This window comes from Pseudarthrobacter cremeus (assembly GCF_051857465.1).
Classification (GTDB): domain Bacteria; phylum Actinomycetota; class Actinomycetes; order Actinomycetales; family Micrococcaceae; genus Arthrobacter.
Map to the genome: position 1 here is coordinate 120,924 of NZ_JBPZHC010000001.1, position 23,943 is coordinate 144,866.

General features: G+C 67.2%; 21 protein-coding genes and 1 pseudogene. 7 read left to right on the top strand and 15 right to left on the bottom strand.

Features of this window, described 5'->3' with window-relative positions; all coding sequences use genetic code 11:
- Positions 1-21: 21 nt before the first annotated feature.
- The 9 genes and pseudogenes from ACS5PJ_RS00465 to ACS5PJ_RS00505 all read right to left on the bottom strand — a co-directional run bounded on the left by ACS5PJ_RS00465 (position 22) and on the right by ACS5PJ_RS00505 (position 9,447).
- On the bottom strand, positions 22-918 hold the full coding sequence (locus ACS5PJ_RS00465; protein WP_439432984.1) for an aldose 1-epimerase family protein: 897 nt from the start codon (positions 916-918) through the stop codon (positions 22-24).
- Positions 915-2,435 carry an L-arabinose isomerase gene (gene araA / locus ACS5PJ_RS00470; RefSeq protein WP_439432985.1) on the bottom strand — a complete coding sequence of 507 codons (1,521 nt, stop codon included), beginning with the start codon at positions 2,433-2,435 and terminating at the stop codon, positions 915-917. Before araA ends, ACS5PJ_RS00465 begins: the two co-directional genes overlap by 4 nt.
- An 82-nt stretch (positions 2,436-2,517) precedes the next feature.
- A complete protein-coding gene (locus tag ACS5PJ_RS00475) occupies positions 2,518-3,219 on the bottom strand; it encodes an L-ribulose-5-phosphate 4-epimerase (protein WP_439432986.1) in 702 nt (233 codons plus the stop codon).
- Entirely contained in the window at positions 3,216-4,964 is a 1,749-nt protein-coding gene (araB, locus tag ACS5PJ_RS00480) for a ribulokinase (RefSeq protein ID WP_439432987.1), read from the bottom strand. The genes ACS5PJ_RS00475 and araB overlap by 4 nt, the downstream gene beginning before the upstream one ends.
- A 136-nt stretch (positions 4,965-5,100) precedes the next feature.
- The gene (locus ACS5PJ_RS00485) at positions 5,101-5,928 is read right to left on the bottom strand and encodes an anti-sigma factor (protein ID WP_439432988.1); all 828 of its coding nucleotides are present in this window, start codon (positions 5,926-5,928) and stop codon (positions 5,101-5,103) included.
- The gene (locus ACS5PJ_RS00490; RefSeq protein ID WP_439432989.1) at positions 5,915-6,493 is read right to left on the bottom strand and encodes an RNA polymerase sigma factor; all 579 of its coding nucleotides are present in this window, start codon (positions 6,491-6,493) and stop codon (positions 5,915-5,917) included. The genes ACS5PJ_RS00485 and ACS5PJ_RS00490 overlap by 14 nt, the downstream gene beginning before the upstream one ends.
- A 50-nt stretch (positions 6,494-6,543) precedes the next feature.
- Entirely contained in the window at positions 6,544-7,290 is a 747-nt protein-coding gene (locus ACS5PJ_RS00495) for a class F sortase (RefSeq protein ID WP_439432990.1), read from the bottom strand.
- Between the two features lie 133 nt (positions 7,291-7,423).
- Positions 7,424-8,290: pseudogene (locus tag ACS5PJ_RS00500) on the bottom strand (DUF4397 domain-containing protein).
- A gap of 134 nt (positions 8,291-8,424) precedes the next feature.
- Positions 8,425-9,447, bottom strand: coding sequence for a LacI family DNA-binding transcriptional regulator (locus tag ACS5PJ_RS00505; protein ID WP_439432991.1), 1,023 nt, complete (start codon positions 9,445-9,447; stop codon positions 8,425-8,427).
- 72 nt (positions 9,448-9,519) lie between these two features.
- On the opposite strand from ACS5PJ_RS00505, the gene ACS5PJ_RS00510 reads away from it, so the two are divergent.
- Together ACS5PJ_RS00510 and ACS5PJ_RS00515 are read left to right on the top strand one after the other, a co-directional pair.
- Positions 9,520-9,756: a hypothetical protein gene (locus ACS5PJ_RS00510; protein WP_439432992.1), complete on the top strand. Its 237-nt coding sequence runs from the start codon at positions 9,520-9,522 to the stop codon at positions 9,754-9,756.
- Positions 9,757-9,813: 57 nt separating this feature from the next.
- The gene (locus ACS5PJ_RS00515; RefSeq protein WP_439432993.1) at positions 9,814-10,029 is read left to right on the top strand and encodes a death domain-containing protein; all 216 of its coding nucleotides are present in this window, start codon (positions 9,814-9,816) and stop codon (positions 10,027-10,029) included.
- Between the two features lie 3 nt (positions 10,030-10,032).
- Here the strand turns inward: ACS5PJ_RS00515 and ACS5PJ_RS00520 are convergent, their stop codons facing one another.
- The 4 genes from ACS5PJ_RS00520 to ACS5PJ_RS00535 all read right to left on the bottom strand — a co-directional run bounded on the left by ACS5PJ_RS00520 (position 10,033) and on the right by ACS5PJ_RS00535 (position 13,559).
- Complete coding sequence (locus tag ACS5PJ_RS00520; RefSeq protein ID WP_439432994.1) at positions 10,033-10,428, bottom strand: VOC family protein; 396 nt, start codon at positions 10,426-10,428, stop codon at positions 10,033-10,035.
- A 52-nt stretch (positions 10,429-10,480) separates the two neighbouring features.
- Entirely contained in the window at positions 10,481-12,169 is a 1,689-nt protein-coding gene (locus ACS5PJ_RS00525; protein ID WP_439432995.1) for a DUF5671 domain-containing protein, read from the bottom strand.
- A complete protein-coding gene (locus tag ACS5PJ_RS00530) occupies positions 12,166-12,633 on the bottom strand; it encodes an LpqB family beta-propeller domain-containing protein (protein WP_439432996.1) in 468 nt (155 codons plus the stop codon). The genes ACS5PJ_RS00525 and ACS5PJ_RS00530 overlap by 4 nt, the downstream gene beginning before the upstream one ends.
- Before the next feature lie 86 nt (positions 12,634-12,719).
- Positions 12,720-13,559 carry a hypothetical protein gene (locus ACS5PJ_RS00535; protein WP_439432997.1) on the bottom strand — a complete coding sequence of 280 codons (840 nt, stop codon included), beginning with the start codon at positions 13,557-13,559 and terminating at the stop codon, positions 12,720-12,722.
- 48 nt (positions 13,560-13,607) lie between these two features.
- On the opposite strand from ACS5PJ_RS00535, the gene ACS5PJ_RS00540 reads away from it, so the two are divergent.
- The gene (locus ACS5PJ_RS00540; protein ID WP_439432998.1) at positions 13,608-14,546 is read left to right on the top strand and encodes a 5'-3' exonuclease; all 939 of its coding nucleotides are present in this window, start codon (positions 13,608-13,610) and stop codon (positions 14,544-14,546) included.
- 44 nt (positions 14,547-14,590) lie between these two features.
- On the opposite strand, the gene ACS5PJ_RS00545 is transcribed toward ACS5PJ_RS00540, so the two are convergent.
- The gene (locus ACS5PJ_RS00545; protein WP_439432999.1) at positions 14,591-15,172 is read right to left on the bottom strand and encodes a hypothetical protein; all 582 of its coding nucleotides are present in this window, start codon (positions 15,170-15,172) and stop codon (positions 14,591-14,593) included.
- Between the two features lie 163 nt (positions 15,173-15,335).
- Between ACS5PJ_RS00545 and ACS5PJ_RS00550 the strand changes: the two genes are divergently transcribed.
- From ACS5PJ_RS00550 to ACS5PJ_RS00560, 3 genes are all read left to right on the top strand, one after another.
- Positions 15,336-17,495, top strand: a complete 2,160-nt coding sequence (locus ACS5PJ_RS00550) for an elongation factor G-like protein EF-G2 (protein ID WP_439433000.1) — start codon at positions 15,336-15,338, stop codon at positions 17,493-17,495.
- Complete coding sequence (locus ACS5PJ_RS00555; protein ID WP_439433001.1) at positions 17,492-18,748, top strand: MFS transporter; 1,257 nt, start codon at positions 17,492-17,494, stop codon at positions 18,746-18,748. The genes ACS5PJ_RS00550 and ACS5PJ_RS00555 overlap by 4 nt, the downstream gene beginning before the upstream one ends.
- 134 nt (positions 18,749-18,882) lie before the next feature.
- Positions 18,883-20,715 carry a gamma-glutamyltransferase family protein gene (locus ACS5PJ_RS00560; RefSeq protein WP_439433002.1) on the top strand — a complete coding sequence of 611 codons (1,833 nt, stop codon included), beginning with the start codon at positions 18,883-18,885 and terminating at the stop codon, positions 20,713-20,715.
- 41 nt (positions 20,716-20,756) lie between these two features.
- Here ACS5PJ_RS00560 and ACS5PJ_RS00565 read toward each other — a convergent pair whose 3' ends face one another.
- Positions 20,757-21,020: a hypothetical protein gene (locus tag ACS5PJ_RS00565; protein ID WP_439433003.1), complete on the bottom strand. Its 264-nt coding sequence runs from the start codon at positions 21,018-21,020 to the stop codon at positions 20,757-20,759.
- Between the two features lie 45 nt (positions 21,021-21,065).
- On the opposite strand from ACS5PJ_RS00565, the gene ACS5PJ_RS00570 reads away from it, so the two are divergent.
- Complete coding sequence (locus tag ACS5PJ_RS00570) at positions 21,066-23,876, top strand: ATP-dependent RNA helicase (protein ID WP_439433004.1); 2,811 nt, start codon at positions 21,066-21,068, stop codon at positions 23,874-23,876.
- The last annotated feature ends 67 nt before the right edge of the window (positions 23,877-23,943 follow it).

Sequence of the window (23,943 nt, forward strand, 5' to 3'; positions counted from 1 at the left end):
TCGGCCCTTCACATCCGGCCCTTATAGGGCAAAAATGCGCCAGGATGCCTGATGCGTGGAGCCAGCTTCGAGCCTGACGAGGTCCTGGCCGCTGTTGAAGGCGTCGGGCGGGCAAGTCATGGGTTCAACGGCGAGTCCGAGCCTGCTGGGGTGGGGTGCGGGCTTGTCGGCCGTGTGGATCTGCAGCCAGGGACACGGCTGGCCCCATGACATGCCCACGCCTGTGCCGCCGGGATCCCTGACATGGAGTTTGGCGCGCCCGGCGGCGTCGAAGGCGAGGCCGGTGAACGCGTGGTCAATTTCGGTGGGTCCGATCCTGCGGGGTTCGCGGAAATCGAAGACATGATTGTCTACCGGGCGAAGCCCCACCGGCAGCAGCCTGTCCGGGGTCACGTCCAGGTAATGGCTGGCCGAAAAATCGAGGGTCCACTCGTCAAGCGGGGCCGGTCCTGCGATCAGGTAGGGATGGGGGCAGACACCGTACGGCGCAGCCTTCGTCCCGGTGTTGGTCGCCATGACCTTTGTGTGCAGCCCGTCACCATCGAGGTGGTATTCAGCGGAAAGCCGCAACGTGAAGGGGTACCCGGTTGCCGGCCCCAGCGAGCAGGCGAGGACCACGGATGACCGGTCATGCTCTTCGACAGACCAGTCCTCGGCAAAAGCGAGTCCATGGAGGGCGCAGCCGCGCTCGGGCTCGTTGACGGTGAGTTGGTGTTCCACACCGTCGAAGGAGTACTTACCGTCCTCTATGCGGTTGGGCCACGGCATTGCGAGGATGCCTCGGTAGTCGGGTATGGGGCCGCCTGCGGGGAACGGCACGATCAGGTCCCGGCCCCCGTGACGGAACTGCCGGAGGGCGGCTCCTCGTTCCGTCACAACGGCTGAGTACGGGCCTTCCCGGAGCGTGTACTCGTTCACAGCCCGCCAGCAAGTTTGTAGTAGGCGGCGTTCCAGTTCAGGTCCTTCTTGAACTGGCGGATGGTGGTGTCTTCGTCGATGGCAAGCAGCTCCGTCTTCGCGATCTCGGCGAAGTCCTCAAAGACGTCCATGCCGACGGCGGTGCTCAGCACGGTGTGGTGCGCAGCGCCGGCGGTGAGCCACGCGGCGGCCGAGGTCGCGAAGTCGGGTTTCGGCTGCCACAGCGCGCGGGCCACCGGGAGGTTGGGCAGCGGCTGGTCCAGCGGCACCACCTCCACCGCGTTGGCCACGAGCCGGAAGCGGTCCCGCATGTCCGACAGTGCCACCACCACGCCGGGGGAGGCGTCGGCGTCGAACACCAGGCGGACGGGATCTTCGCGGCCGCCGATGCCCAGCGGGTGGATTTCCAGGCTAGGCTTTCCGGCCGTCAGGGACGGGCAGACCTCCAGCATGTGCGCGCCCAGGATCTTTTCTGCACCCGGGGCAAGGTGGTAGGTGTAGTCCTCCATCAGGGACGCGCCACCGGGCAGGCCTGCGCCCATCACCTTGGCGGCCCGGACCAGGATGGCCGTTTTCCAGTCGCCCTCGGCGCCGAAGCCGTAACCGTCGGCCATGAGCCGCTGGACGGCGAGGCCGGGAAGCTGGCGGAGCGCGCCCAGGTCCTCGAAGGAGGTGGTGAAGGCGGCGGAGCCGTTGGCTTCCAGGAAGCTGCGCAGCCCGAGTTCGATGCGGGCACCGTAACGGAGGGAGTCGTGGCGTGCGGCGCCGGCGCGGAGCTCCGGAACCACATCGTAAAGTTCCTCGTACTCCGCAACCAGGGTGTCGACGTCGGCCTCTGCGGCGCCGTGCACGGCGTCGGCGAGCTCGTTGACGGACCAGGTGTTGACGGAGACGCCGAAGCGGAGCTCGGCCTCGGTCTTGTCACCTTCGGTGACGGCAACGTTGCGCATGTTGTCGCCGAAGCGGGTCAGCTTGAGGGTGCGGACGGCGGCCCAGCCGGCGGCGGCGCGCTGCCAGACGCCCACCTGGCGGGCCACCTCCGGGTTGGAGACGTGCCCCACCACGGTCTTGCGGGCGATGCCCAGGCGGGACTGGATGTAGCCGAACTCGCGGTCGCCGTGCGCGGCCTGGTTCAGGTTCATGAAGTCGAAGTCGATGTCTGCCCAGGGGAGCTCCACGTTGGCCTGGGTGTGCAGGTGCAGCAGCGGCTTGCGCAGCAGGTCCAGGCCCTGGATCCACATCTTGGCAGGGGAGAACGTGTGCATCCAGGCCGTGACGCCGATGACGGAATCGTCCGAGTTGGCTTCCAGTGCGGTGTGGCGGATGGCGTCCGAGTCGGTCAGGACGGGTTTCCAGACGATCCTGACCGGCACGGAGGAGGAGGCATTGAGCTGGTTGGCGATCTCCTGGGACTGCGCGGCCACCTGCTTGAGGACGTCCTCGCCGTAGAGGTGCTGGCTGCCGGTGAGGAACCAGACCTCGTAGCCGCCAAGGGAAGTGTTTGCTGCGATGCTCATGGGTTCTCCTGCGAAAGTAAGTTCGGGTGGGCTGCCGGCGCGGGGTGCCGGCGGGATGGCTGGCCGGATGGCTGGCCGGATGTTATTGGCCGTAGACGTTCTGGTAGCGGGCGTAGAGGGAATCGACGTGGCCCTGGTCGATGGCCACCGGCTCGCCCAGCTGGCGCGAGATATGGACGGTCCGGGCCACTTCCTCGCACATCACGGCGGCCTTCACCGCGGACCTGGCGTCCTTGCCGATGGTGAACGGGCCGTGGTTCTGCATCAGCACCGCGGGGGAGTTGGAGTTTTTCAGTGTCTCCACGATGCCTTGGCCGATCGAGTCGTCACCGATCAGCGCGAAGGGTCCCACCGGAATGGAGCCGCCGAACTCGTCGCCCATCATGGTCAGCACGCACGGGATGGACTCGCCCCGGGCAGCCCACGCGGTGGCGTAGGTGGAGTGCGTGTGCACCACGCCGCCGACGTCGGGCATGTTCCGGTACACGTAGGCGTGGGCGGCGGTGTCCGACGACGGCGACAACGGCGGGTTGCCCCACTCGCCGTCCTCATCGCCATCCACCGGGACCCCGTAGAGGTCCGTGACCACCATCTGTTCCGGGGTCAGGTCATCGTAGGAAACGCCCGAGGGCTTGATGACCAGAAGGTCGCGGCCGGGGACGCGGGCGGAGACGTTGCCGGCGGTCCACACCACCAGTCCGTAGCGTGTGAGCTCGGCGTGCAGCGAGCAGACTTCCTGCCGGATCCGGGCGATGGTTTCCATGGTCAGTGGTGCGGCGCTCATGCCGGGGCTCCAACGGTTGCGGGTGCGGCGGATTGGGGTGCAGTGGCGGCGGGGGAGGCTGCGGCGGTCCTGCGCTGGATGGCCTTGAGCCGGTGCATCACGTCGTTCGCGCCGCGGCCGAAGTAGTCATGCAGGGTGCGGTATTCCTGGAACAGTTCCTCATAAGCGGCAACGTTTTCCGCGATGGGCGTGTAGACGTCGCCGGGCTCGGAGCCCATGGCGGCCGCGGCCTCGCGGATGTCCGCGTACTTTCCCGCCGCGACGGCGGCGTGGATGGCGGAGCCCAGCGCGGGACCCTGGGTTGAGCCGATGGTGAAGAGCTGCAGCCCCGTGATGTCGGCGTAGATCTGCATCAGGAGCTTGTTCTTCAGGAGCCCGCCGGCCACGATGAATTCCTTCACGGGCACGCCGGAATCGCGGAAGGCGTCCACGATGGTGCGGGTGCCGAACGCGGTGGCCTCGAGCAGGGCGCGGTAGGTATCCTCAGGCCTCGTGGCGAGGGTCTGGCCTACCACTATGCCGGAGAGTTCGTGGTCCACCAGCACCGAGCGGTTCCCGGAGTGCCAGTCCAGGGCGATCAGGCCGTGCGCGCCGATCGCCTGCCCGGAGGCAAGTTCGGTGAGGTGCTCGTGGATGCCCAGGCCCTTTTCGGCGGCAGCCTGGTGGTATTCCGGGGGAACGCAGTTGTTGGTGAACCAGCCGAAGATGTCGCCCACACCGGACTGGCCAGCCTCGTAGCCCCACAGCCCGTCAACGATTCCGCCGTCAACCACCCCGCACATGCCGGGGACTTCGCGCAGTTCGGCGCCGTTCATGACGTGGCAGGTGGAGGTGCCCATGATGGCCACCAGCTGCCCGGGCTCGACGGCGCGGGCGGCAGGGGCGGTAACGTGCGCGTCCACGTTGCCGACGGCGACGGCGATGCCCGCAGGCAGGCCGGTCCAGCCCGCGGCCTCTGCCGTCAGGCGGCCGGCGGCGTCACCGAGCCGGCCGATGGTGTGCGCGACCTTGGTGCTGACGAAATCCTTGAACTCCGGGTTCAGCGCGGCCAGGAACTCCTCGGACGGGTACTGGCCGTCCTGGTAGATGCCCTTGTAGCCGGCGGTGCAGGCGTTGCGGACGTACTGCCCGCAGAGCTGCCAGATAATCCAGTCGGCGGCCTCCACCCAGTGGTCCATGGCGGCGTAGGCTTCCGGATCCTCTTCCAGCAGCTGCAGGCCCTTGGCGAATTCCCATTCGGAGGAGATAAGCCCGCCGTAGCGCGGCAGCCAGGACGCGCCGCGCTCCGCGGCCAGCCCGTTGATCCGGTCCGCCTGCGGCTGGGCAGCATGGTGGCGCCACAGCTTCACGTAGGCATGCGGACGGTTGGCGAAACCGGCCACCTCGTTCAGCGGCGTCCCGTCCGCTGTGGTGGGCACCATCGTGCAGGCCGTGAAATCGGTGGCGATGCCGACGACGGCGGCCGGGTCGATGCCGGCGTCGGCGATGGCGGCGGGGACGGCGTTGCGCAGGACGTCCCGGTAGTCGTTGGGAACCTGAAGCGCCCATTCGCCGGGGAGGGGGACGGCGCCGTCGTCCGTTACATCCGCCGGCAGGGAGCCGGTCACTACCGCATGCGGATAATCGAAAACCCCGCTGCCAAGTTCCTTGCCGTCCCGTACCCGTACCACCACGGCGCGGCCGGACAACGTGCCGTAGTCCACGCCGATGACGTACTGTTCGCTGCCGTCCACTGTGACGTCCATAACAAGCTTCCTCCAATTGGCTGCCGCCACTTCGCGGCCTGCTGCTAATTGTGAGCGCTAACAACAGAGATGTCAACGACAGGTACGCCAGGCGCACCGAATGCGCCTGTGTGTCCAGGGAAAATCCGGGCCCCCGTCAGGAACTCAGTGTGCCCCTGACAATGCTGACGCTTGAGTGCGCGGGATTACCGTCGACGGGCTCGTCGGAGACGTCCACAATGGGGAATTCCCTGAGCTCCAGGCCCGCAGGAACTTCAAAGGTTCCCGTGTCCGAATTCATGACGCCCAGGCTGACCAGCCGTGAAAGGTCCGGGGCGATCAGCCAGACTTCCTGGTATCCCCGGGCCTCGTCCTTGCTGAGCTTCACTTCCAGCGTCCGTGAGCCGTCGGCCGCCCTGACAACCTTGGCGGAGCCGGTGGCAGAGAACTGGGCCAGCGGGCTGAGCTCGGCGCGGGCTACGGCATCCGGGGTCCGGTTCAGCGACCAGACTGACCCCCCTGCGACCAGCAGTATTGCCGCTGCAGCAGCCAGCCAGGCGCCGGGGCGCTGCCACCAGGCGCCGGTCCGGAACGGATGCCGGCGGGCCTGGGGTTCTGCGGGACGAGGTGTTTCCTGCGTAGGCCGGCCCTCGCCCCGGGCCCGGCTCTGTTCGGGACGCGGCCCGGACTCGAGCGGCCGAGCCCGTGCCGGGGCGGCGCCAACGTCCCGGGAAGCAGCCAGGGGGTCTTCGCGCAGATCCGGAGACAAACCCAGCTCGCGGTGGATTCCCGCCCACACCTGCGGGCCCGGGGCCTCCAGGCTGCTGGCATCAGGGGCGGCCTTTACCGCGTGCACGGTCCGGCGCAGTGCGGCGTAGTCCGCCGCGCACTCACTGCAGGTGCGCAGGTGCTCCATGGTGGACTCGTCCTGCCAGTCGTCGTAGAGAGCGAGGAGGCTCAACTGTTCCGGATCAAGATGCGGCATGGTCTACCTCCAATCTGTTTCTCAGGTGGGACAGGCTGCGGCGGATGTGGCTCTTGACCGTACCAAGCGGAAGGTCAAGTTTCCGTGAGATCTGCTCATGGGTCAGGTCGTCGTAAAACGCGAGCTTCATGATGGAGCCCTGGGGTTCGCCGAGCCTGTCCAGCTCGCCGTCCAGCAGAAGCCTGTCGGCCAGGACCTCGGCCGCTTCCGGCTCCGGCGCTGCTTCGCCTGGCCCGCGGACGCCTGCGGCGGCGATGACCTTTTTCGTTTCCCGGGAGAGTGCGGCGAGGGTGTCATTAATGACGTTGCGGGTAATGCCCACGATCCAGGCCGGGAGCCTGGCAACCAGGGGGTTGAAAGTGTTCCGGGAGCGCCACACCCGGATGAAGACTTCCTGGGTGACGTCGTCGGCCGCCGAACGGTCAGGCAGCGAGCGCAGCGCCAACGTGTGCACCAGCGGCGCGAACTCGCGGTAAGCCGCTGCCAGGGCACGCTCGTCGCCGGCCACAAACGCTGAAGTCAGCCCGTCTTCCCACCCGGGAGCTGCCTGGTCAGGAGGTGCCAAACTGGGCTCCTTCCCGGCGTCGGTGACGAGATCCACGGCTGCACCACCGCTCACTCAAGGACCGCGGTGACAATGACATTGTCGCTGTAGTCCCGGGCTTCGTCCAGCCACCTGCCGCCGCAGGTGACCACTTTCAGCTCGTGCGGACCGGACCTTCGAAACAGCGAGTCCCCATCGAACCTGTCCTTGGCCATCAGTCCCACCGAGACCACCCGGTATACCAGGGGCGGGGCATCCAGGCGTCCCACCTGGATCGCGGTACCGGCGGTCAGCGTCTTGAGTTGAGAGAACGGTGCCTGCTCAGAGGTGGTGTCGATGTGCCCTGCAATCACCGCGGTGCCGGCGTCCGCTCCGGGCGCAGGGCCGAACCGGTACCACCCGGCCTGGTCGAACGGCTCGGGAATTTCCATTGCCCCGCCCGGGGACACTCCCACAGGCAGCACGGTCATGTTGATGGTGGTACCGGCCACTGTCAGTGAGGTGGGGGCGGGAAGCGCCGCTGCGGCCGCCGACGGCGCGGCGGGACGCAGCGGTATGTTGGCCGGGCTGGCGGCGGTTGTTGTGGCCGGCAAAGAAGTACCCGAGGAGGCAGGCCCCTCCGGCTGTGCACTTTCAGCCGCGGCCGCCGTCGGTGGTGCCGCCGTCGGTGATCCTGCCATCGGGGGTGCGGGCGGCAGGTCGGAGCCGGTGGCGGCACAGGCTGGAAGCAGGAGCGCAGCCACGGCCCACGCTGCAGTCTTCAGCTTGGGCGGAGGCCGGCGCCGGGCATTCGCCGCCGTCGTGATGTTGGTGTTCATGACCGCTCTTCCCCGTGGCAGGCACGGACCGGGCGTGCTGTGTTTTTTGGTAATGGGAGGTGGCCCGGCCGCCGGTCTCAACCGGTGGCCAGGCCTGTTCCTGCTGAGCCAGGCTTGCTTACTTTGGCCGCCGTTACTGCTGCACCCGCCGTGCGGAAATACCGCGGGCTACGTTCACACCGCCCAGGAGCAGTGCCAGGGCCAAAGCGCTGAAGCCGACCGTAGCCACGGCCGTACCTGCGGATACACCGCCGGACGAATCGCTGCCGGTTGTCATCGCGCCCGACGAGCCGTCACGGGCTCCCGGCACCGATGCCGGTCAGGAATGCAGGCCCCCAATGGTTTGGACGGCCAGCTGCAGGTTCTTGTCAGCGAGGCTGCCCCACGCGTAAACAACGGTGTGCGTACCTTCCGCGACCGTGACATCGGCCGGGCCGATCACGGGTGCGGTGGTGCCCGTTGCGGCCACTGCTGCCGGGATGGTTCCCGGATCCAGGCTAAGGGTCTGCCCGCCGGGGTTGGCAAGATTGGTGATGACCGCTGCGCCGCCGGCCAGGACATCAACAGCGGGGGCTGCTGCGGTGTGCCGGACGGTCAGCTTGCCCTTGCCTGCCGCGATTTGTGAAACATCGTTCGTGAAGAAGTTCGCTGTCGGCTTGCCGCCCGCATCGAGGTTTGCGACGGCAGTGTAGTTGCCGTTTGCGGCCAACGTCACCGTGACGGGGCCGATGACGGGAGCCGACGCGTCCGCGGCATTCGAGGCAGTGATGGCAAGTTCATAGGCGCCGGCGGGCAGGGCCAGCGGCCCGGCGAGCGTGCCGGGGGTGAAGTCGTCCAGGGTACGGTCACCGTTGACCCAGACATCCACGGTGAGCCCGGGGACGCCGTGCAGAACCGATAGCTGGGCGTCCCCCTCGGCAGCGTGGGCCGGGCCGGCGAGAGCGATTGCTGCGGCAATTGCTGCTGCGCCGGCGCCTGCTGTGAAAATGCTTGTGCGCATGTCCTTCTCCTTGATCGGCCCGCCAAGCGGGCATTTTTGCTTACACCCCTACTACCGGTGCAGCATCGGATCTGGATGCACTTGCATGGAATAATTCTGAAAAACCCTGGCCGGCCGGCTGGCTGGCGGGCCGGCTAACCCGAAGTGGCCGCAGGCGGAGCCGTGCTCGCCCGGCGCACCAGCTCAGGGGTAACCACCGTGGAGCTAACCCCGGCCCCGGCTTCAATCTCCTTCAGCATGATGTCCAGGCAGCGCCGGCCGAGTTCCTCGAAGTCCTGGCGCACTGTGGTGAGCGGCGGGGTGAAGTACCCCGATTCCGGCTGGTCGTCGAAGCCCACCACGGAGACGTCGTCGGGAACCCGGACTCCCGCCTCGTTAAAGGCGCGCAGGATGCCGAGCGCCATCTGGTCATTGCCCACGAACAGTGCGGTGGCCTTGCGTTCTACTGCCAGTTGGCGGCCGAGGCCGTAACCGCTGCCCGCGCTCCAGTCGCCTTCCAGCAACAGGTCGTGGGGGAGGCCGGCGTTACGGAGCGCACTGCGCCAGCCCTCGGCGCGGAGGGCCCCGTCAGTCCAGCCGGAGGGTCCGGCCACGTGGCCGATCCGCCGGTGGCCCTGGTCGATCAGATGTCCGACGGCGATCTCGGCGCCGCGCTTCTGGTCCACCATGGCGCCGCTGATGGCTGCGTTTCCCAGTGACCCGACGGCAATAACGGGGACTCCCGCGTTGTATTCCTCAAGGATCTTCAGGGTCTCGGAGTGCGGGACCAGGACCGCAATGCCGTCCACCGACTGGTCGGTGAAGTGCTGGAGGGCACCAAAGATGGCGTCCCGGCTGACGGAGCGGAGGGCGGCGATGCTGACAAAATAGCCGGCGTCCCGTGCCGCCTGTTCCACGCCCAGCAAAGTATTGGCCGGGCCATACTGGGACAGTTCGCTGGCCAGGACACCGATGGTCTGCGAGCGCCGGGTAACCAGGCTGCGCGCCGCCGTGTTCCGGCGGTACCCCAGCTCGGCGATGGCGGCTTCCACCTTTTCCCGGGTGGCTTTGCTGACGTTTGGATGGTTGTTGATGACGCGGGACACCGTTTGGTGGGAGACCCCCGCGTGCCCGGCAACATCTTCGAGCCGCGGCAGGCGGGCGTCACTCTTTTTCATGGGCCCATTGTGCTTGACCGGATGGGAGAATCGCGAATAGGCCGGGCCCGGGCCGAGTGGCAGACTGGGGCCATGAGTATCGAGCAATGGTGGCCGAAACTGAAGCCTGCTACACAGGAGTGGCTGATACAGAATAACGGTGACGCGGTTCCGGCCCGCATCGTTTCGGAGATCACGGATGCCGGCGGGGATGTTGACGGGGATGCGTGGTGGGTTGGCCAAAGTGACGAGTCTGGTTTTTACTTCTCCGACCAGGCGATCGACTGGATCGAAGCGGTGGCGAACAACGAATCGCCTGACGCCCCCTGATCTTCGGCGCGTCAACAAGTGTTGACGAAGCCTCCCTGCGTCAACTAATGTTGACGCATGGAGGTGGAACGTATGCAAACACTTGTAGCTTCGATGGACGGAAAAGGTCCCGCCGAAGCGCTGTATGCCGTCGCAGAGCTGCAGAAGGAAGTAGAACGGACCGAGGCATCGCTGGTCCGCCAGGCGCGGCAGGCCGGCCTGTCCTGGGAGGCCATTGCCCTGTGCCTGGGCGTCAGCAAACAAGCCGTGCACCGCAAATACGGGAAACGGTAAGGGTCATGTTGCGGCGGAAGTATTCGCGTTCTGCCACAGTCCCATCACGTTTCCTTCGGTGTCGCGGAAGGAGGCGTTCCAGCCCGACCCCGGAACTTCCATCCTGCCCCGCACCGTTTCGCCGCCCAGCCGCCCGATCTGCTCCAGCGCAGCGTCGATGTCCTCGACGTCGATGGTGAGCACAGGCGCCTTGAGGGCGTCCCCGCGGCGGAAGATCCCGCCGTTGATGGATCCAGGTTCCAGGGGAACACCCTGTTCGTTCATCGGCGTGGTCATGGCAAGGCTGTATTCCATCTCCGGCGGCAGGACCTGGAAGTCCCAGCCGAACACCCCTGAGTAGAAGTCCCTGGCCCGTCCTTCGTCGTCAGCGGGGACCTCGAAATGTACTACTTTACCCATGGCAATCTCCTGCGTTTAGAAGGGGTACAGCGCCGGGAACCGGCGCTATTGTTCAGCGTTTGGAGCCGGCAGCGAGGGGAATCACTTCAAACCGCGCTCCCTGGCCGATCACCAGCAGAACACTCGCGGCCGTGACGCCGTCCAGCGCAGAGACCACGTCCCGGACCAGTTCAGCGCTTCCTGCCTGGCTGCCGCCCGCCGGCTGGAGTCCGGGCCCGGCGTCGGTGCGTTTCCATACAGTGACTTTGGCGCCGGTGGCGTCGGTGATGGCCTTGGCCAGCGGTACGGCATCAGAGGAGGTCACCAGGGTCACGTGCCCGATGCTGCGTGCTTTGGGCAACGAGGATGCCAGGAGGACCCGCTCCCGACGCCACAGGGCAAAGTGGTAGGCAGCCACGAAGCCGGCCGCCACGAGCAGACCCAGCGGCGCGCGGACGCGGTCCAGGAGGCTGCCTGGGGTAACGTCACCGAGGAGGAACTCGAACAGCCGGTAGCCAATCACCAGCAGCGCAATGAGGGCCACCACCGCGCTGATGCCGAAGAAAACGATGAGGTAGATGCGCCTGCCAGGCGGAATGGCATCCGCTGTGCGCGGTTGCCGTGCCGGCTGCCATGCCCGCCACCACACCGGGCCTCCCACTACGAGGGAACTGATGCCACCGAGCAGAAGCGTGCGCGTACCGCCTCCCGCCAAGGGAGAGACGGCCATGGCAAGCGCAGCATTGATGACCACGCCGACGCCGGAGGCCGCTGCGGCGAGGGCAATCCCTGAGGTGACCAGCAGGCTCGCCCGCCGGGTGGCAACGGAACGCACGGACCCGTTGACGCGGTGATACCGCCAAACCAGGGTTCCGACGGCCAACGCGGCGATGGCTGGGCCAAGGGGAGCGAGCAGTTCGTTGACAGGCCCGGTCCCGTCGAACGCCATCCTCAGGAGCACAAAGAGCGCGACGCCGGCCCCGGCCAGCGCCGTGATGCCGGCAGCGAAGATCCCGGCCCCCACCAAAGCAATATCCACCAGGGCCGTCTGCAGGCTCCGGCCGCCGCCCTGGAACCAGTGCCACCACCAGACAATTCCGCCGCCGACAGCCCACACCAGAGCCCGGAGCAGCGGCTCCCACCACGAGGACGCCGCCGGAGTCAGAGCGTTGAAGCCCCTGATGGCGACATCGAGCAAACCGCCCAGGGCTATGATGGCGGCTATCGCGCCGACCAGCAGCCCGAAGACCCACCCGATGACGGCAGGGACGTCGTCGAGGTTGACCGGATGTTTGATGGGGTGCCACCACATCCAGCGGTGCCAGACCCAGATGGCAGCCCATACCAGCCCCGTGGATAAAAGGCCGGCCCACTGCGGTTCCTGCCGGCCAATGAAGTTCGCTGCCAGTCCGAGCAGTGACGTCGTGGAGACGATCAGGGAGACAGCATAAATGGCGGTGAGGTAAAGGCCCCACGCCGAGGAGGCGCGTTCCGCGATGTCGTCGAGCCGCTTCCAGACAAACCACCACAGGAGCGCGGCGAGCGGACCGCCTATCAGCGTAAAGGCAAGGGAGCGGGAGAGTCCGGCCACGTCAACAGATGCGAGCACCGCTCCGGTGCTGAACAGGCGCTCCAGGAGGCCGCTGAGTCCGATCGCTGCGATCACCACCAGGGCGAACAACAGGACATAGAGAATCAGGCGGCGGAGAGTCAGTTGCGCGGCGCCGGCCGGTGCAACCGTTGCCTCGAGCCGGGGGGTCATGGCTTCACCGTCGGCCCTTTGCAGGACAGGAGTTGGTACGGTGCCTGGTCCACCAACCACCTGCCATTGTCCTTAACCAGGGAGAACCGGTCCTCCATCTCGTACTCGGAGGGTCCAAAGGGACCACCGGAGCCTGAGCTGACAACAACGGAGACCCTCACGAGCGCTGAGTTGTCCCGCTCGGTGGTGGAGATCAGGACAATCCGGGCGGGCAGCGGTCCGCTTTCGGAATAACCACGGCAGGACGAGCGTGCCGACTCCGTGAGATAGGAATCGGCGGTTGATGTGTCGCCGTCGATGACCGCTGTGCTGTAGCGCTGGACCACCCCTGCGGGTGTCGATTCGTCCAGCTTCTGTGGCTCCCCCCGGGTGAAGACAACTGCTAATGCGACCACCACCAGACACGCAATGGCTGCAACGATCACGAGGAGGATCCGGTCAGGTTTTCGCGCCGCAGCGTTCATGCCGTAAGTATGGCGTGTTGGCGGTCCGTGCGGATGTGCCTTAGGACCCTGACTGATCTGACGTCTGCAAGTCAGGCGTCTGCAAGTCAGGCGCCTGCAAGCGGCAGGACCAGCAGGTAGCCGGCCGGCAGTTCGCTGCTCCAGCGCCGCGGCTCGCGGACCACGAACTGCGTCGCCAGCTGCTCCGGGCTGATCAGGCTGTTGGGCGCGGGCGAGGGACCCCATTGCCCGCTGCCGTGCGGGTAGAGCGGATCCAGGACGCGGATGCCGGTGACCCGGAACTCCGCGAACTGGTGAGGATCGCCAACCGACTCGAACCCGCTCATCACCCAGGCGTGGCGGCCGCTCCACATGACCAGACCGACCGGCCGTCCTGTGTCGGCGATGGCGCGGGCCGCGGTTTGCAGGGCATCCTCGTAGCCGGCGATGCTGACGACGGCGTACGGGCCCATCCCGGCCTCGGTCAGCACCTGCGCCCAACCGAGTGGATTGGCGCCGTTAAACGAGTTGGATGACCGAGCCCGGGCCTTCTCCCACAATTCGCCCTGTTGAGCGCTGTCAGCCCATGTGCGGCCTGCAGTGTCATCGATGAGGTTGTGTGCCATCTGGATGCTCGCGGCAACACACCAGTCGAAGGTGTACTGCGGTACGAAGTCCCCCTCCTGGTAGAGGTTGAGGGCGAACGCCTGCGGCACCGGGGCAGGAACCGGAGCCGGGGCAGGAACCGGAGCCCGACTGGAAACCTGCGTTGGTGTCGCTGACTGCCGGGGGTCAAGCGCGACGCCCGCCGCAGCGGGCAGGGCAGGGGAGGCCGGGACCGGTGACTGGGTGGGGGCCCCGTCGAGGCGGACCGCCGGTACGCACGCCGTGAGAAGGATCGCCAGGGCGGCGAGCCAGGCCAGAAGACGGGAGAGGGCGCCGGTCATGATCGACCCAGTCTAACGCCGCCCGGTGAATCCGTGTCAGGATCAGGTATGCCAGCCCGACTCATGCTGCTCGACACCGCATCCCTGTACTTCCGCGCCTTCTACGGCCTGCCCGACACCATCGTCCGTCCTGACGGCACTCCGGTGAACGCCGTCCGGGGCCTCCTGGACATGATTGCCAGGCTCACCACCGACTACGGCGCCACCCAGCTGATCGCATGCTGGGACGACGCCTGGCGTCCGCAATGGCGTGTGGACCTCCTGCCCACGTACAAGTCCCACCGGGTCGCGGCGGAGGTCGCAGGCGCCACCGACATCGAGGTTGTCCCGGACGCCCTCGAGGTGCAGATCCCGCTGATCAGGCACGTGCTTGACCTGGCCGGCGTCGCGGTGGTGGGAGCCGCCGAGCACGAGGCCGACGACGTCGTCGGTACCTACGCCAGCCATGCCGAGGTCCCGGTGGACGTTGTCACCGGTGACCGTGATCTTTTTCAGGTGGTTGACGATGCCCGCCAGGTGCGTGTCATCTACACAGCACGGGGGATGCGCAACCTTGAGGTCGTGACTGACGGGGTGGTCGTCGGCAAGTACAGGGTGCTGCCCGAACAGTATGCCGACTACGCCACCCTGCGCGGTGACGCTTCCGACGGGCTGCCGGGCGTCCCCGGAATCGGCGAGAAGACCGCCGCGTCCCTCCTGCTGCAGTATGGGACCCTCGAGAGCCTGCTCGCGGCAGCCACCGACGCAGCGAGCGGCCTGTCCCCATCGGTACGCTCGAAGCTCGCCGCCGCCTCGGACTACCTCTCGGTGGCGCCCGCTGTGGTGAAGATTGTTCGCGACCTTGACCTGCCCACCCCTGAGGAAGCGGGAGCGCAGCTGCGGCCCGTCGCAGGTGATCCGCGTGCCGAACTGGAGCGCCTGGGCCTCGAGTGGAACCTGGGCGGATCCGTCACGAGGTTGCTGGCAGCGCTGGACCGGCGCGGGTGACGACGGCGGCGTGGAAAGGCGGCGCCCGCGGGATGCGGCCGGATTCACGTGGCTGCCGGCAGGAACCTCCCGTTCCTGATCCGTGACGGCCCAAAGACAACGGGCAAGGGGGCAATCTCCGTCGGCTGGCCGTCCCGGGATTTCGGGCGGCCCACTGCCACATGGGGAACCCAATGGGGGTACCTGTAGCCCAAGGCCCGCGAGCCGAGGATGAAGTCGTCCACATTGTCCACGAGCAGCGAGTCCAGCAGTTCGTGCAGGCCCTGGACCAAAGAAACCTGGTAATCGTGCACCTGCCGGGGCACATCCACTTCGAGCCCGGCGACGCCCCCGCCTCCCAGCACAAGCAGCCGCGCCGCTGTGCCCACAAAGCCGTCCAGAACCGGCAGCGCCCGCAACCAGGCCGCCGTCTGGCGGATTGCCTCGTCCCCGCCGGTGATTCCCTTGGTCCAGTCCGCCACGTCCCGGCCAAAATCCTCAAGGATGCCGATATGGAGCAGTGTCAGGTGAAGCCCCTGCGGCCTGCGCAGCGCGTGCACGTAGTTGCCGAGGGCCTCGAAGTCGGACGGGCCGGCCCCAATCCCGAGAACGGGCACCTCCACCGTGATGCGCGGCAGCGCTTGCATGCGGATCTCCTCAAGCCGGACCTGACCGTGGCGCTCTGGCAGCCATTATCCTCGCGTGCGGGAGCCTCGTAAGCGGTAGTGCTCTTGCCGTTCGGCCCGCCAGGGTGTCGAATCGAAGGACACGGTTCGGCACGGTTCATGGCAAAGATGCCAGGAGGTTCCCATGTCAGTCAAAGGCACAAAGGACGCAACGCGGACGCCCGGGCGGGGTGGCCCCGACGTCCGCCGGGCTGATGCTCAGTCGGGCATCGCGGCGCAGGCCCCGGCCCAGGTAAGGAACGTGGCGCTCGTCGGGCACTCGGGTGCCGGGAAAACGATGCTCGTGGAGGCCCTCCTCGCTGCCCACGGCATGATTTCACGCAAGGGCTCCATCGCGGACGGGACAACTGTCAGCGACTCCGATCCTTCCGCGGTCCATCAACAGCGGTCGGTGACGCTGTCGGTGGTTCCGCTGCTGATCGACGGCACCAAGGTCAACCTCTTGGATACGCCGGGGTATCCGGACTTTATCGGCGAACTCCGGGCGGGGCTGCGGGCTGCGGACGCGGCCCTGTTTGTTGTCTCGGCAGTGGACGGCATCGATGCCACCACCACTGCCCTGTGGGGTGAATGCGAAAACGCGGGGACCCCGCGGGCCGTGGTGATCACCCGGCTTGACCACCCCCGCGCGGATTACGACGGCGTCCTGGCCGCCTGCCAGCGGGCATTCGGCGAGTCGGTGCTGCCGCTCTACGTCCCGGTCCGGACCGGCGGGGAGGCCACCGGGCTCCTCGGACTGCTTTCCGGGACCGTCTCTGACTATTCCTCCCCAGAGCCGTCCCCTTCAACCTCGAAGGGTGGCACGGAAGAAAACGCCGGATCTGAAGCCGCGCGTGGCCAGCTCATCGAGGGGATCATTGCCGAAAGCGAAGACGAAACCCTGATGGACCGTTACCTGGGCGGCGAGGACATCGACATTGATGTCCTGATAGCGGACCTGGAAACCGCCGTCGAACGCGGTTCCTTCTTCCCTGTCATTCCCACGTCAGCAACGACGGGACTGGGCACGGCGGAGCTGCTGGAGATCCTGACCAGGGCGTTCCCGTCGCCCCTGGAGCGCGGTCTCCCGGAAGCAACCGAGCTGGCCGGGGGCCGGACAGCGGCGTTGGCATGCGATCCTGCCGGCCCGCTGGCAGCGGAGGTGGTCCGCACCACTGTGGACCCCTTCCTGGGCCGGGTCTGCCTGGTCCGGGTCTTCTCGGGCACCCTGAGTGAGGACACCGCCGTGCACGTGGCAGGCCACGGACTGGCGGAGCGCGGCCACCAGGACCATGACGCCGACGAACGCCTGACCCACCTCTATTCTCCGCTGGGAGCAAACCTGCGGCCGGTGCAGTTCTGCGTGGCAGGGGACATCTGCGCCGTGGCGAAACTGGGGAGCGCCGAAACCGGGGACACCATCTCAGGCAAGGACCAGCCGCTGCTGCTGGCCACCTGGGAAATGCCTGAACCGCTGATGCCGGTGGCAATTGAGGCGGATTCCCGGAGTGACGAGGATGCGCTGGCCCGGAGCCTGGCAAAGGTGGCAGCCGGCGATCCCACGCTCCGGGTGGAACGGAATTCCGAGACCCACCAGCTGATCCTCTGGTGCATGGGGGAGGCGCACGCCGAGGTGGTGCTGGACAGGCTGCGCGACCAGGGCGTGAAGCTGCACACCCTGGAGGTGGTGACACCACTGCGTGAAACCTTCGCGGCACCGGCCTCCGGCCACGGCAGGCATGTCAAGCAGTCCGGTGGACACGGACAGTACGCCGTCTGCGACATCGACGTCGAACCGCTGGCAAGGGGAGCCGGCTTCGAATTCGTGGACAAGACAGTGGGCGGGGTGATCCCCGGAACGTTCATCTCGTCAGTGGAAAAGGGGGTCCGGGCTCAGATGCAGAAAGGACTGACGGCAGGCTTCCCCGTGGTTGACCTGCGCGTGACCCTGGTGGGAGGGAAGGCCCACAGCGTTGACTCATCTGATGCTGCCTTCCAGGCCGCGGGGGCACTGGCCCTGCGGGAGGCGGCCGCTGCCGGGCGCATCCAGCTCCTGGAACCTGTGTCTTCGGTCAGCATCACCGTCTCGGACGAGCATGTGGGTGCAGTCATGAGTGATCTGTCCTCCCGCCGCGGCCGGCTCACCGGCACCGACTCCTCCGGCGGGGAGCTGACTGAAATCAGTGCTGAGGTTCCCGACCAGGAACTTCTCAAGTATTCCGTTGAGCTTAGGGCGCTCACGGCCGGGACCGGGCGCTTCAGGCGCAGCTACCTCCGCCATGAGCCGGTGCCCGGCAACCCATGAATCCCGCAGCCCGGAAAATCCAACGCATCTACCTGACCCTCATGCTGGGCAATACGTTTGCAGCCTCCTTCATCTGGGGAATCAACACACTCTTTCTCTTGGACGCCGGTCTCAGCAACCTCGAAGCGTTCGCCGCCAACGCCTTCTTCACGGCCGGCATGGTCCTGTTCGAAATACCCACCGGGGTCGTCGCGGACGGATGGGGGCGCCGGACTTCCTACCTGCTGGGGACTGCGACCCTTGCCGGTACCACCTACCTCTACTACCTGTTGTGGCAGTGGAAGGCGCCGTTCTGGTCCTGGGCGGTGGTCTCTGTCCTGCTGGGTCTGGGCTTCACCTTCTTTTCCGGGGCGGTGGAGGCCTGGCTGGTGGATGCGTTGTTTGTCGCCGGATATCACACCGGCATGGAAGCGGTATTCGGGCGTGGTCAGATGGTTGCGGGCTTCGCCATGCTGGTGGGATCCACGGCCGGTGGGGCGATTGCCCAGGCGACCAGCCTGGGCGTGCCGTTCCTTGTGCGGGTGGGAGTCCTTGTTGCCATGTTTGCGGTGGCATTCCTGCTGATGCACGATGTCGGGTTCACACCGGACCGGTCCTCGCGTCCGCTTCAGGCCATCCGGGCTGTGTTGAGCGCGTCCATCGATGATGGCCTGAAGAACCCACCTGTGCGGTACATCATGCTTGCCGCGCCTTTCAGCGCCGGCGTGGGGTTTTATGTGTTCTACGCGCTGCAGCCGTACCTGCTTGAGCTGGTCGGTGATCCACACGCGTATTCAGTTGCCGGCCTCGCGGCGGCGTTTGTGGCCGGCTCTCAAATGGTGGGAGGCTGGGTGGCGCCATCCGTACGCCGGATGGTCCGCAAACGTACCAGTGTGCTCATCATAAGCAGTAGCCTGGGCGCACTGATCCTTGTGGGGCTTGGGTTTACGCGGGTTTTCTGGGTGGCCCTCAGTCTCCTGGCTCTCTGGGCCCTTGTGTCCGCAACAGGCACTCCGATTCGGCAGGCCTACTTGAACGACATGATCGCTTCGAAGCAAAGGGCAACGGTGCTCAGCTTCGATTCCCTGATGGGATCCAGCGGCGGCATTGTTGTGCAGCCACTGGCGGGCCGGGCAGCGGACATATATGGTTACGCCTTCTCCCTGGCATTCAGCGGTGTGATCGAACTGTTCGCCGTGCCTTTCCTGCTGGCCAGCCGGCGGCGGCGCTCGCAGGCCGATAGGGCGACTGCCACGACCGACACCCCCGTCTGAGATGCCCCCTTACCCAAGGCTGCACGTCCTCCAGAAGGGGTAGCCGCAGGGGGCATTTCAGCCTTGAGACTCCCCACTCGGGGGAGTATCGTGGCGCAAACCACCTTGCGCTGGACCCTGACTTGGGAGCGATCATGCCTAGTGTGCGACGTCAACTGGCTACTGCCACGGCTGTCCTGGCCTTGAGCATCACGGGCGGTGCGGTGAGCACTCCCGCGCTTGCCGATGCCCAGGAGATCCAGAAACAGCCGACGGCGACCGGGTACGGCGGGGCGGTCAGCACCGTGGACCCGGACGCGTCCGCCGCGGCGATCGGTGTCTTGAAAAAGGGCGGCAACGCCGTGGATGCCGCTGTCGCAGCTGCTGCGACCCTGGGTGTGACCGAGCCGTACAGCGCCGGGATAGGCGGCGGCGGGTATTTCGTCTACTACGACGCTAAATCGGGCAAAGTCCGGACAATCGACGGCCGCGAGACAGCGCCGGCCGGCATGCCGACCACCGCGTTTACCAATCCCGCGGACGGGAAGCTGTATACATTCAACGAACTGGTCTCCAGTGGCGTGTCGGTAGGCACCCCCGGTACGCCGGCCACGTGGGAACGCGCTTTGGAACGCTGGGGCACCCTGGACCTCGGCGAGGCCCTTGAGCCTGCAATAGATGTTGCCACCCGCGGCTTTGTTGTCGACGCAACATTCAGGCAGCAGACCCTCGACAACAAGGTCCGTTTCTCCGCTTTCCCCTCGACAAGGGATCTTTACCTTCCCGGCGGCGATGCACCGGCCGTTGGCAGCGTGTTCCGGAACCCTGATCTTGCCGACACCTACGGGCTTCTCTCGAAGAAGGGCGTGCGCGCGTTCTACCGCGGCCCGCTCGCGAAGGACATCGCCGAAACAGTGCAGGCCCCACCGAAGGATCCGGCGTGGGTGCCTCCGGTGACGGACCCCAAGACCAGCATCCCGGCACTTCCCGGCTATCTGACGACAAAGGATCTCGCCAACTACGAGACCCTGGACCAGGATCCCACCCATGTGGAATACCGGGACTATGACGTTTACGGCATGGCCCCCTCGAGCAGCGGCGGAACCACGGTGGGCGAGGCGTTGAACATCCTGGAGCCGTTCAACCTTCGCGGGATGACCAATGCGGACGCCTTGCACCACTACCTGGAGGCCAGCGCACTGGCCTTCGCCGACCGCGGAAAGTACGTTGGCGATCCCGCATTCGTTGATGTCCCCACCAAAGCCCTGACGGACCCGCTGTTCGGCAAGGAGCGGGCGTGCCAGATCAATCCAGAGAGCGCGGCAAAAAAGCCGGTCCCGGCCGGGGACGTGACCTTGTACGACGGCGTATGCCCGGTTCAGCCCGCTGCTGCAGCCGACGATCGGGACACCGAAAACATCTCGACCACCAACCTGACCGTGGCTGACAAGTGGGGCAATGTGGTGGAGTACACGCTCACCATAGAACAGACCGGCGGGTCAGGGATCGTGGTGCCGGGCCGCGGGTTCATCCTCAACAACGAGCTGACCGACTTCTCCTACGACTCGACCAACCCGGAGGACCCCAACCGTATCGAACCAGGCAAGCGCCCCCGCTCGTCAATGTCGCCCACCATCATCCTGCAGGATGAAAAGCCGTTCCTGGCACTGGGTTCACCCGGCGGCTCGATGATCATCACCACGGTCCTGCAGACGATCCTTAACCGCGTGGACCTTGGCCTGGCAATCCCGGAGGCGATCGCGGCACCCCGGGCCTCCCAACGGAACACGCTCAACGTGGCTGCCGAGCCTGCCTTCCGGACCGCCTACGAGGCGGAGCTGACTCCATACGGCCACACGTTCTCGACCACCGCGGAGATCGGCGCGGCCACGGCAATCGAGTTCCTTGGCGACGGCAGGATGGTGGCCGCCGCTGAGCCGACGCGGCGCGGAGGAGGGTCGGCGATGGTGGTCACACCATCTCCTTGAGCCCGGCCCGCAGCCGGGAGCCCGGGGGACCAGCGCGGCGGTTACTCCTGTGCCATGCCAGGAGTGACAGGAACGAACTCAATTCCGGCCTGCACCTTTTTCTGCGGGCCCCTGGAGAATCCCTTGGCGTCCAGGTGGTTCCGCGCCCGGTAGGCCGCCAGTGCGTCATCGTAGATGCCGTTGAGGCGGCGGCCGGAGAACTCAGCCCGCGAACCGTCGGTGAAGGTGATGGTCACGGCGGCGCTGGCTGGAAAGTGCCGCCTCATGCGGATGAAGCCTTCGGAGTCCTGCTGGAGGTTTATCACGGGAAGTCCTGCTTTCACGATGGTTGACCTCCAGTCTGACCCATCATGCAGGGCGGCCGCGCACTGCAGGACAGTGATTGCCGCGACAATGGACTGGTGACAACTCCAACCGACTCCGGCGCCGGTCATGCAGGAGCCAGCGCCCCGGGCATCTTCGATCTGGCTGCCATCGGCACCGGCCTCGCCTTCGCGGAATCGCTCGGGGACCTGTCAGCTGCCCTGCACGCGGGCGGCGCTGCGGGGACAGCGGTGGTGCAGGCACCTCCTGGCACCGGCAAAACCACGCTTGTTCCGCCCCTGCTCGCCAACCTGGCCTCGCCACGCCGGGGCCACGGCCGGGTCGTGGTCACCCAGCCCAGGCGGGTTGCCGCCCGCGCGGCGGCCCGGCGGCTGGCCGCACTGGACGGCAGCGAGGTGGGGGACCGCGTGGGGTACACCGTGCGCGGCGAACGCCAGGCAGGGCCCGCCACCCTGGTGGAGTTCGTGACGCCCGGAATCATGCTGCGGCGCCTGCTCGATGACCCCGGGCTGGAAACCACCGGTGCGGTCATCCTCGACGAGGTCCACGAGCGGGGCCTGGAAACCGACCTCCTGCTGGGAATGCTGGCCGAGGTACGGCAGCTCCGCGGGGACCTCATCCTGGTGGCGATGTCCGCCACGCTGGACGCGCCACGCTTCGCCGCCCTGATCGGGGACGCCGCAACGCCGGATGAAGCAGCGCCGCCGGACGCAGCAACGACGACGGACGCAACAACAGGGAACGACGGCGGCCGCCCGGCACCCGTCGTCGACTGCCCGTCGGCACTGTATCCCCTGGAGGTTCAGTGGGTGCCGGCCGCCGTCGCACGACTGGATGACCGTGGCGTAACACGCGCGTTCCTTGACCACGTGGCAGATGCAGCCGCGCGGGCCCACACCGCCGCCCTGTCGAACGACGCGCAGGCTGATGCCCTCGTGTTTGTGCCCGGCGCCTGGGAGGTGTCCTACGTCGCCTCCCGTATTCGCGGACGGGCGCCGGCCGGTACCGAGGTGCTGGAACTCCATGGCCAGGTCAGCCCCGCCGAACAGGACCTCGCCGTCTCCGGACGCCGTCCCGGCGGGCCCGCCCGTATCATCGTGTCCACCGACCTCGCCGAATCCTCCCTCACGGTGCCGGGAGTTCGGCTCGTGATTGACTCCGGGCTGACCCGCGAACCCCGACGGGACGCCAGCCGCGGCATGTCCGGCCTGGTCACGGTTTCCTGTTCGCGGGCGTCGGCGGAACAACGGGCCGGGCGCGCAGCACGGCAGGGGCCGGGGCAGGTGGTCCGCTGCTATGACCAGAAGACCTACGGTGCGGCTCCGGCCCACGTGACTCCGGAGATCGCCGTCGCGGACCTTACCGGCGCCGCTCTGCTCCTGGCCTGTTGGGGGTCACCCGGCGGCAAGGGGCTGGCTCTCCCGGACGCACCCCCTCCTGCCGCAATGGGCGAAGCTGTCGAGGTCCTCAGGGAACTCGGCGCTGTGGCTGAGGACGGGCACGCTACCGCCCTGGGCAGGACGCTGGCCCGGGTCCCGGCGGATCCCCGGCTGGCACGGGCGTTGCTCGACGGGGCAGCGGCCGTGGGCCAGCACCTGGCCGCTGCAGCTGTCGCCCTTGTATCGGGAGACCAACGGGCCCCGGGCGCGGACCTGACCCTCCTGCTGGCCGTCCTCCGCGGCGGCAAGGAGCCGGCCTCCCGCCGCTGGGCGGAGGACGTCCGCCGGCTGGAGACGATCGCGCGCAAGGAGGCGGGCGCCGTCGGCAGTTCCCTCTTCACCGGAAGCGTGCCCGCGGCAGAGACTGTGGGCGTCGTTGTGGCGCTGGCTTTCCCGGACCGGGTGGCGCGGCGCGTCCCGGGGGAGGGCGCTGCACAGTATCTGTTGTCGTCCGGCACCCGCGCAGGCCTGCCGTCAGGAAGCTCCCTGTCCGGGCATGACTGGCTGGCGGTGGCCGAGGTATCGCGCGCCGGTGGCCGGGATGCGGCCGGCACCGGGGCCGTGATCCGTTCCGCTGCGCCGGTATCGGCCGAAACCGCCGCTGCGGCAGCGCAGCAACTCCTGACAGACACCGTGGTGGCGAAGTTCAACCAGGGCCGGGTCACCGCCCGGCGCGAACGAAGGCTCGGGGCAATCGTCCTTTCCTCCACACCGGTCAAGCCCTCTGCCGCCGAAGGCCGTGCGGCGGTTGCCCGGGCCCTGGCAGCCGAGGGCCTGGACACCATCGGGTTCTCCACTGCGGCGGACGGATTGCGCCGCCGCCTTGCCCTGCTCCACCGCGAACTGGGGGAGCCCTGGCCTGACGTTTCCGGGCCCGCACTGCTTGCCCGGCTCGACCTGTGGCTGGGCCCCGAGCTTGAGGCCCTTGCCGGCGGAGCAGCCACCAACGGCATCGATCTCACTGACCCGCTGCGCCGGCTGCTGCCTTGGCCGGAGGCAGCCCGGCTGGCCGAGCTGGTGCCCGAAGCGCTTGAAGTGCCCAGCGGGTCCAGGGTGAAGATTGAATACCCTGCCCTGTCCGAATACCCAGCCGCGCCGTCCGCGGCGGCAGAGGACGCGCGCGCCAACGCCGCCGGCCGGCCGGTTGTCGCGGTCAAGCTGCAGGAGTGCTTTGGCTGGGCCGAGACGCCGCGGCTGGTTGAGGGGCGTGTGCCGGTACTGTTCCACCTCCTCTCGCCCGCCGGACGCCCGCTGGCCGTGACCGACGACCTGGCGTCCTTCTGGTCCGGGCCGTATGCGCAGGTGCGGGCAGAGATGCGGGGCCGCTACCCCAGGCACCCGTGGCCGGAGGACCCCTGGACCGCCAAGCCGACCTCACGGACCAAAGCCCGGATGTAAGACAAACGCGATGTCGGGTCGGGAGCGTCATCACGCGCCGTTGGGCTGGGTGAGATCTCCGATACCT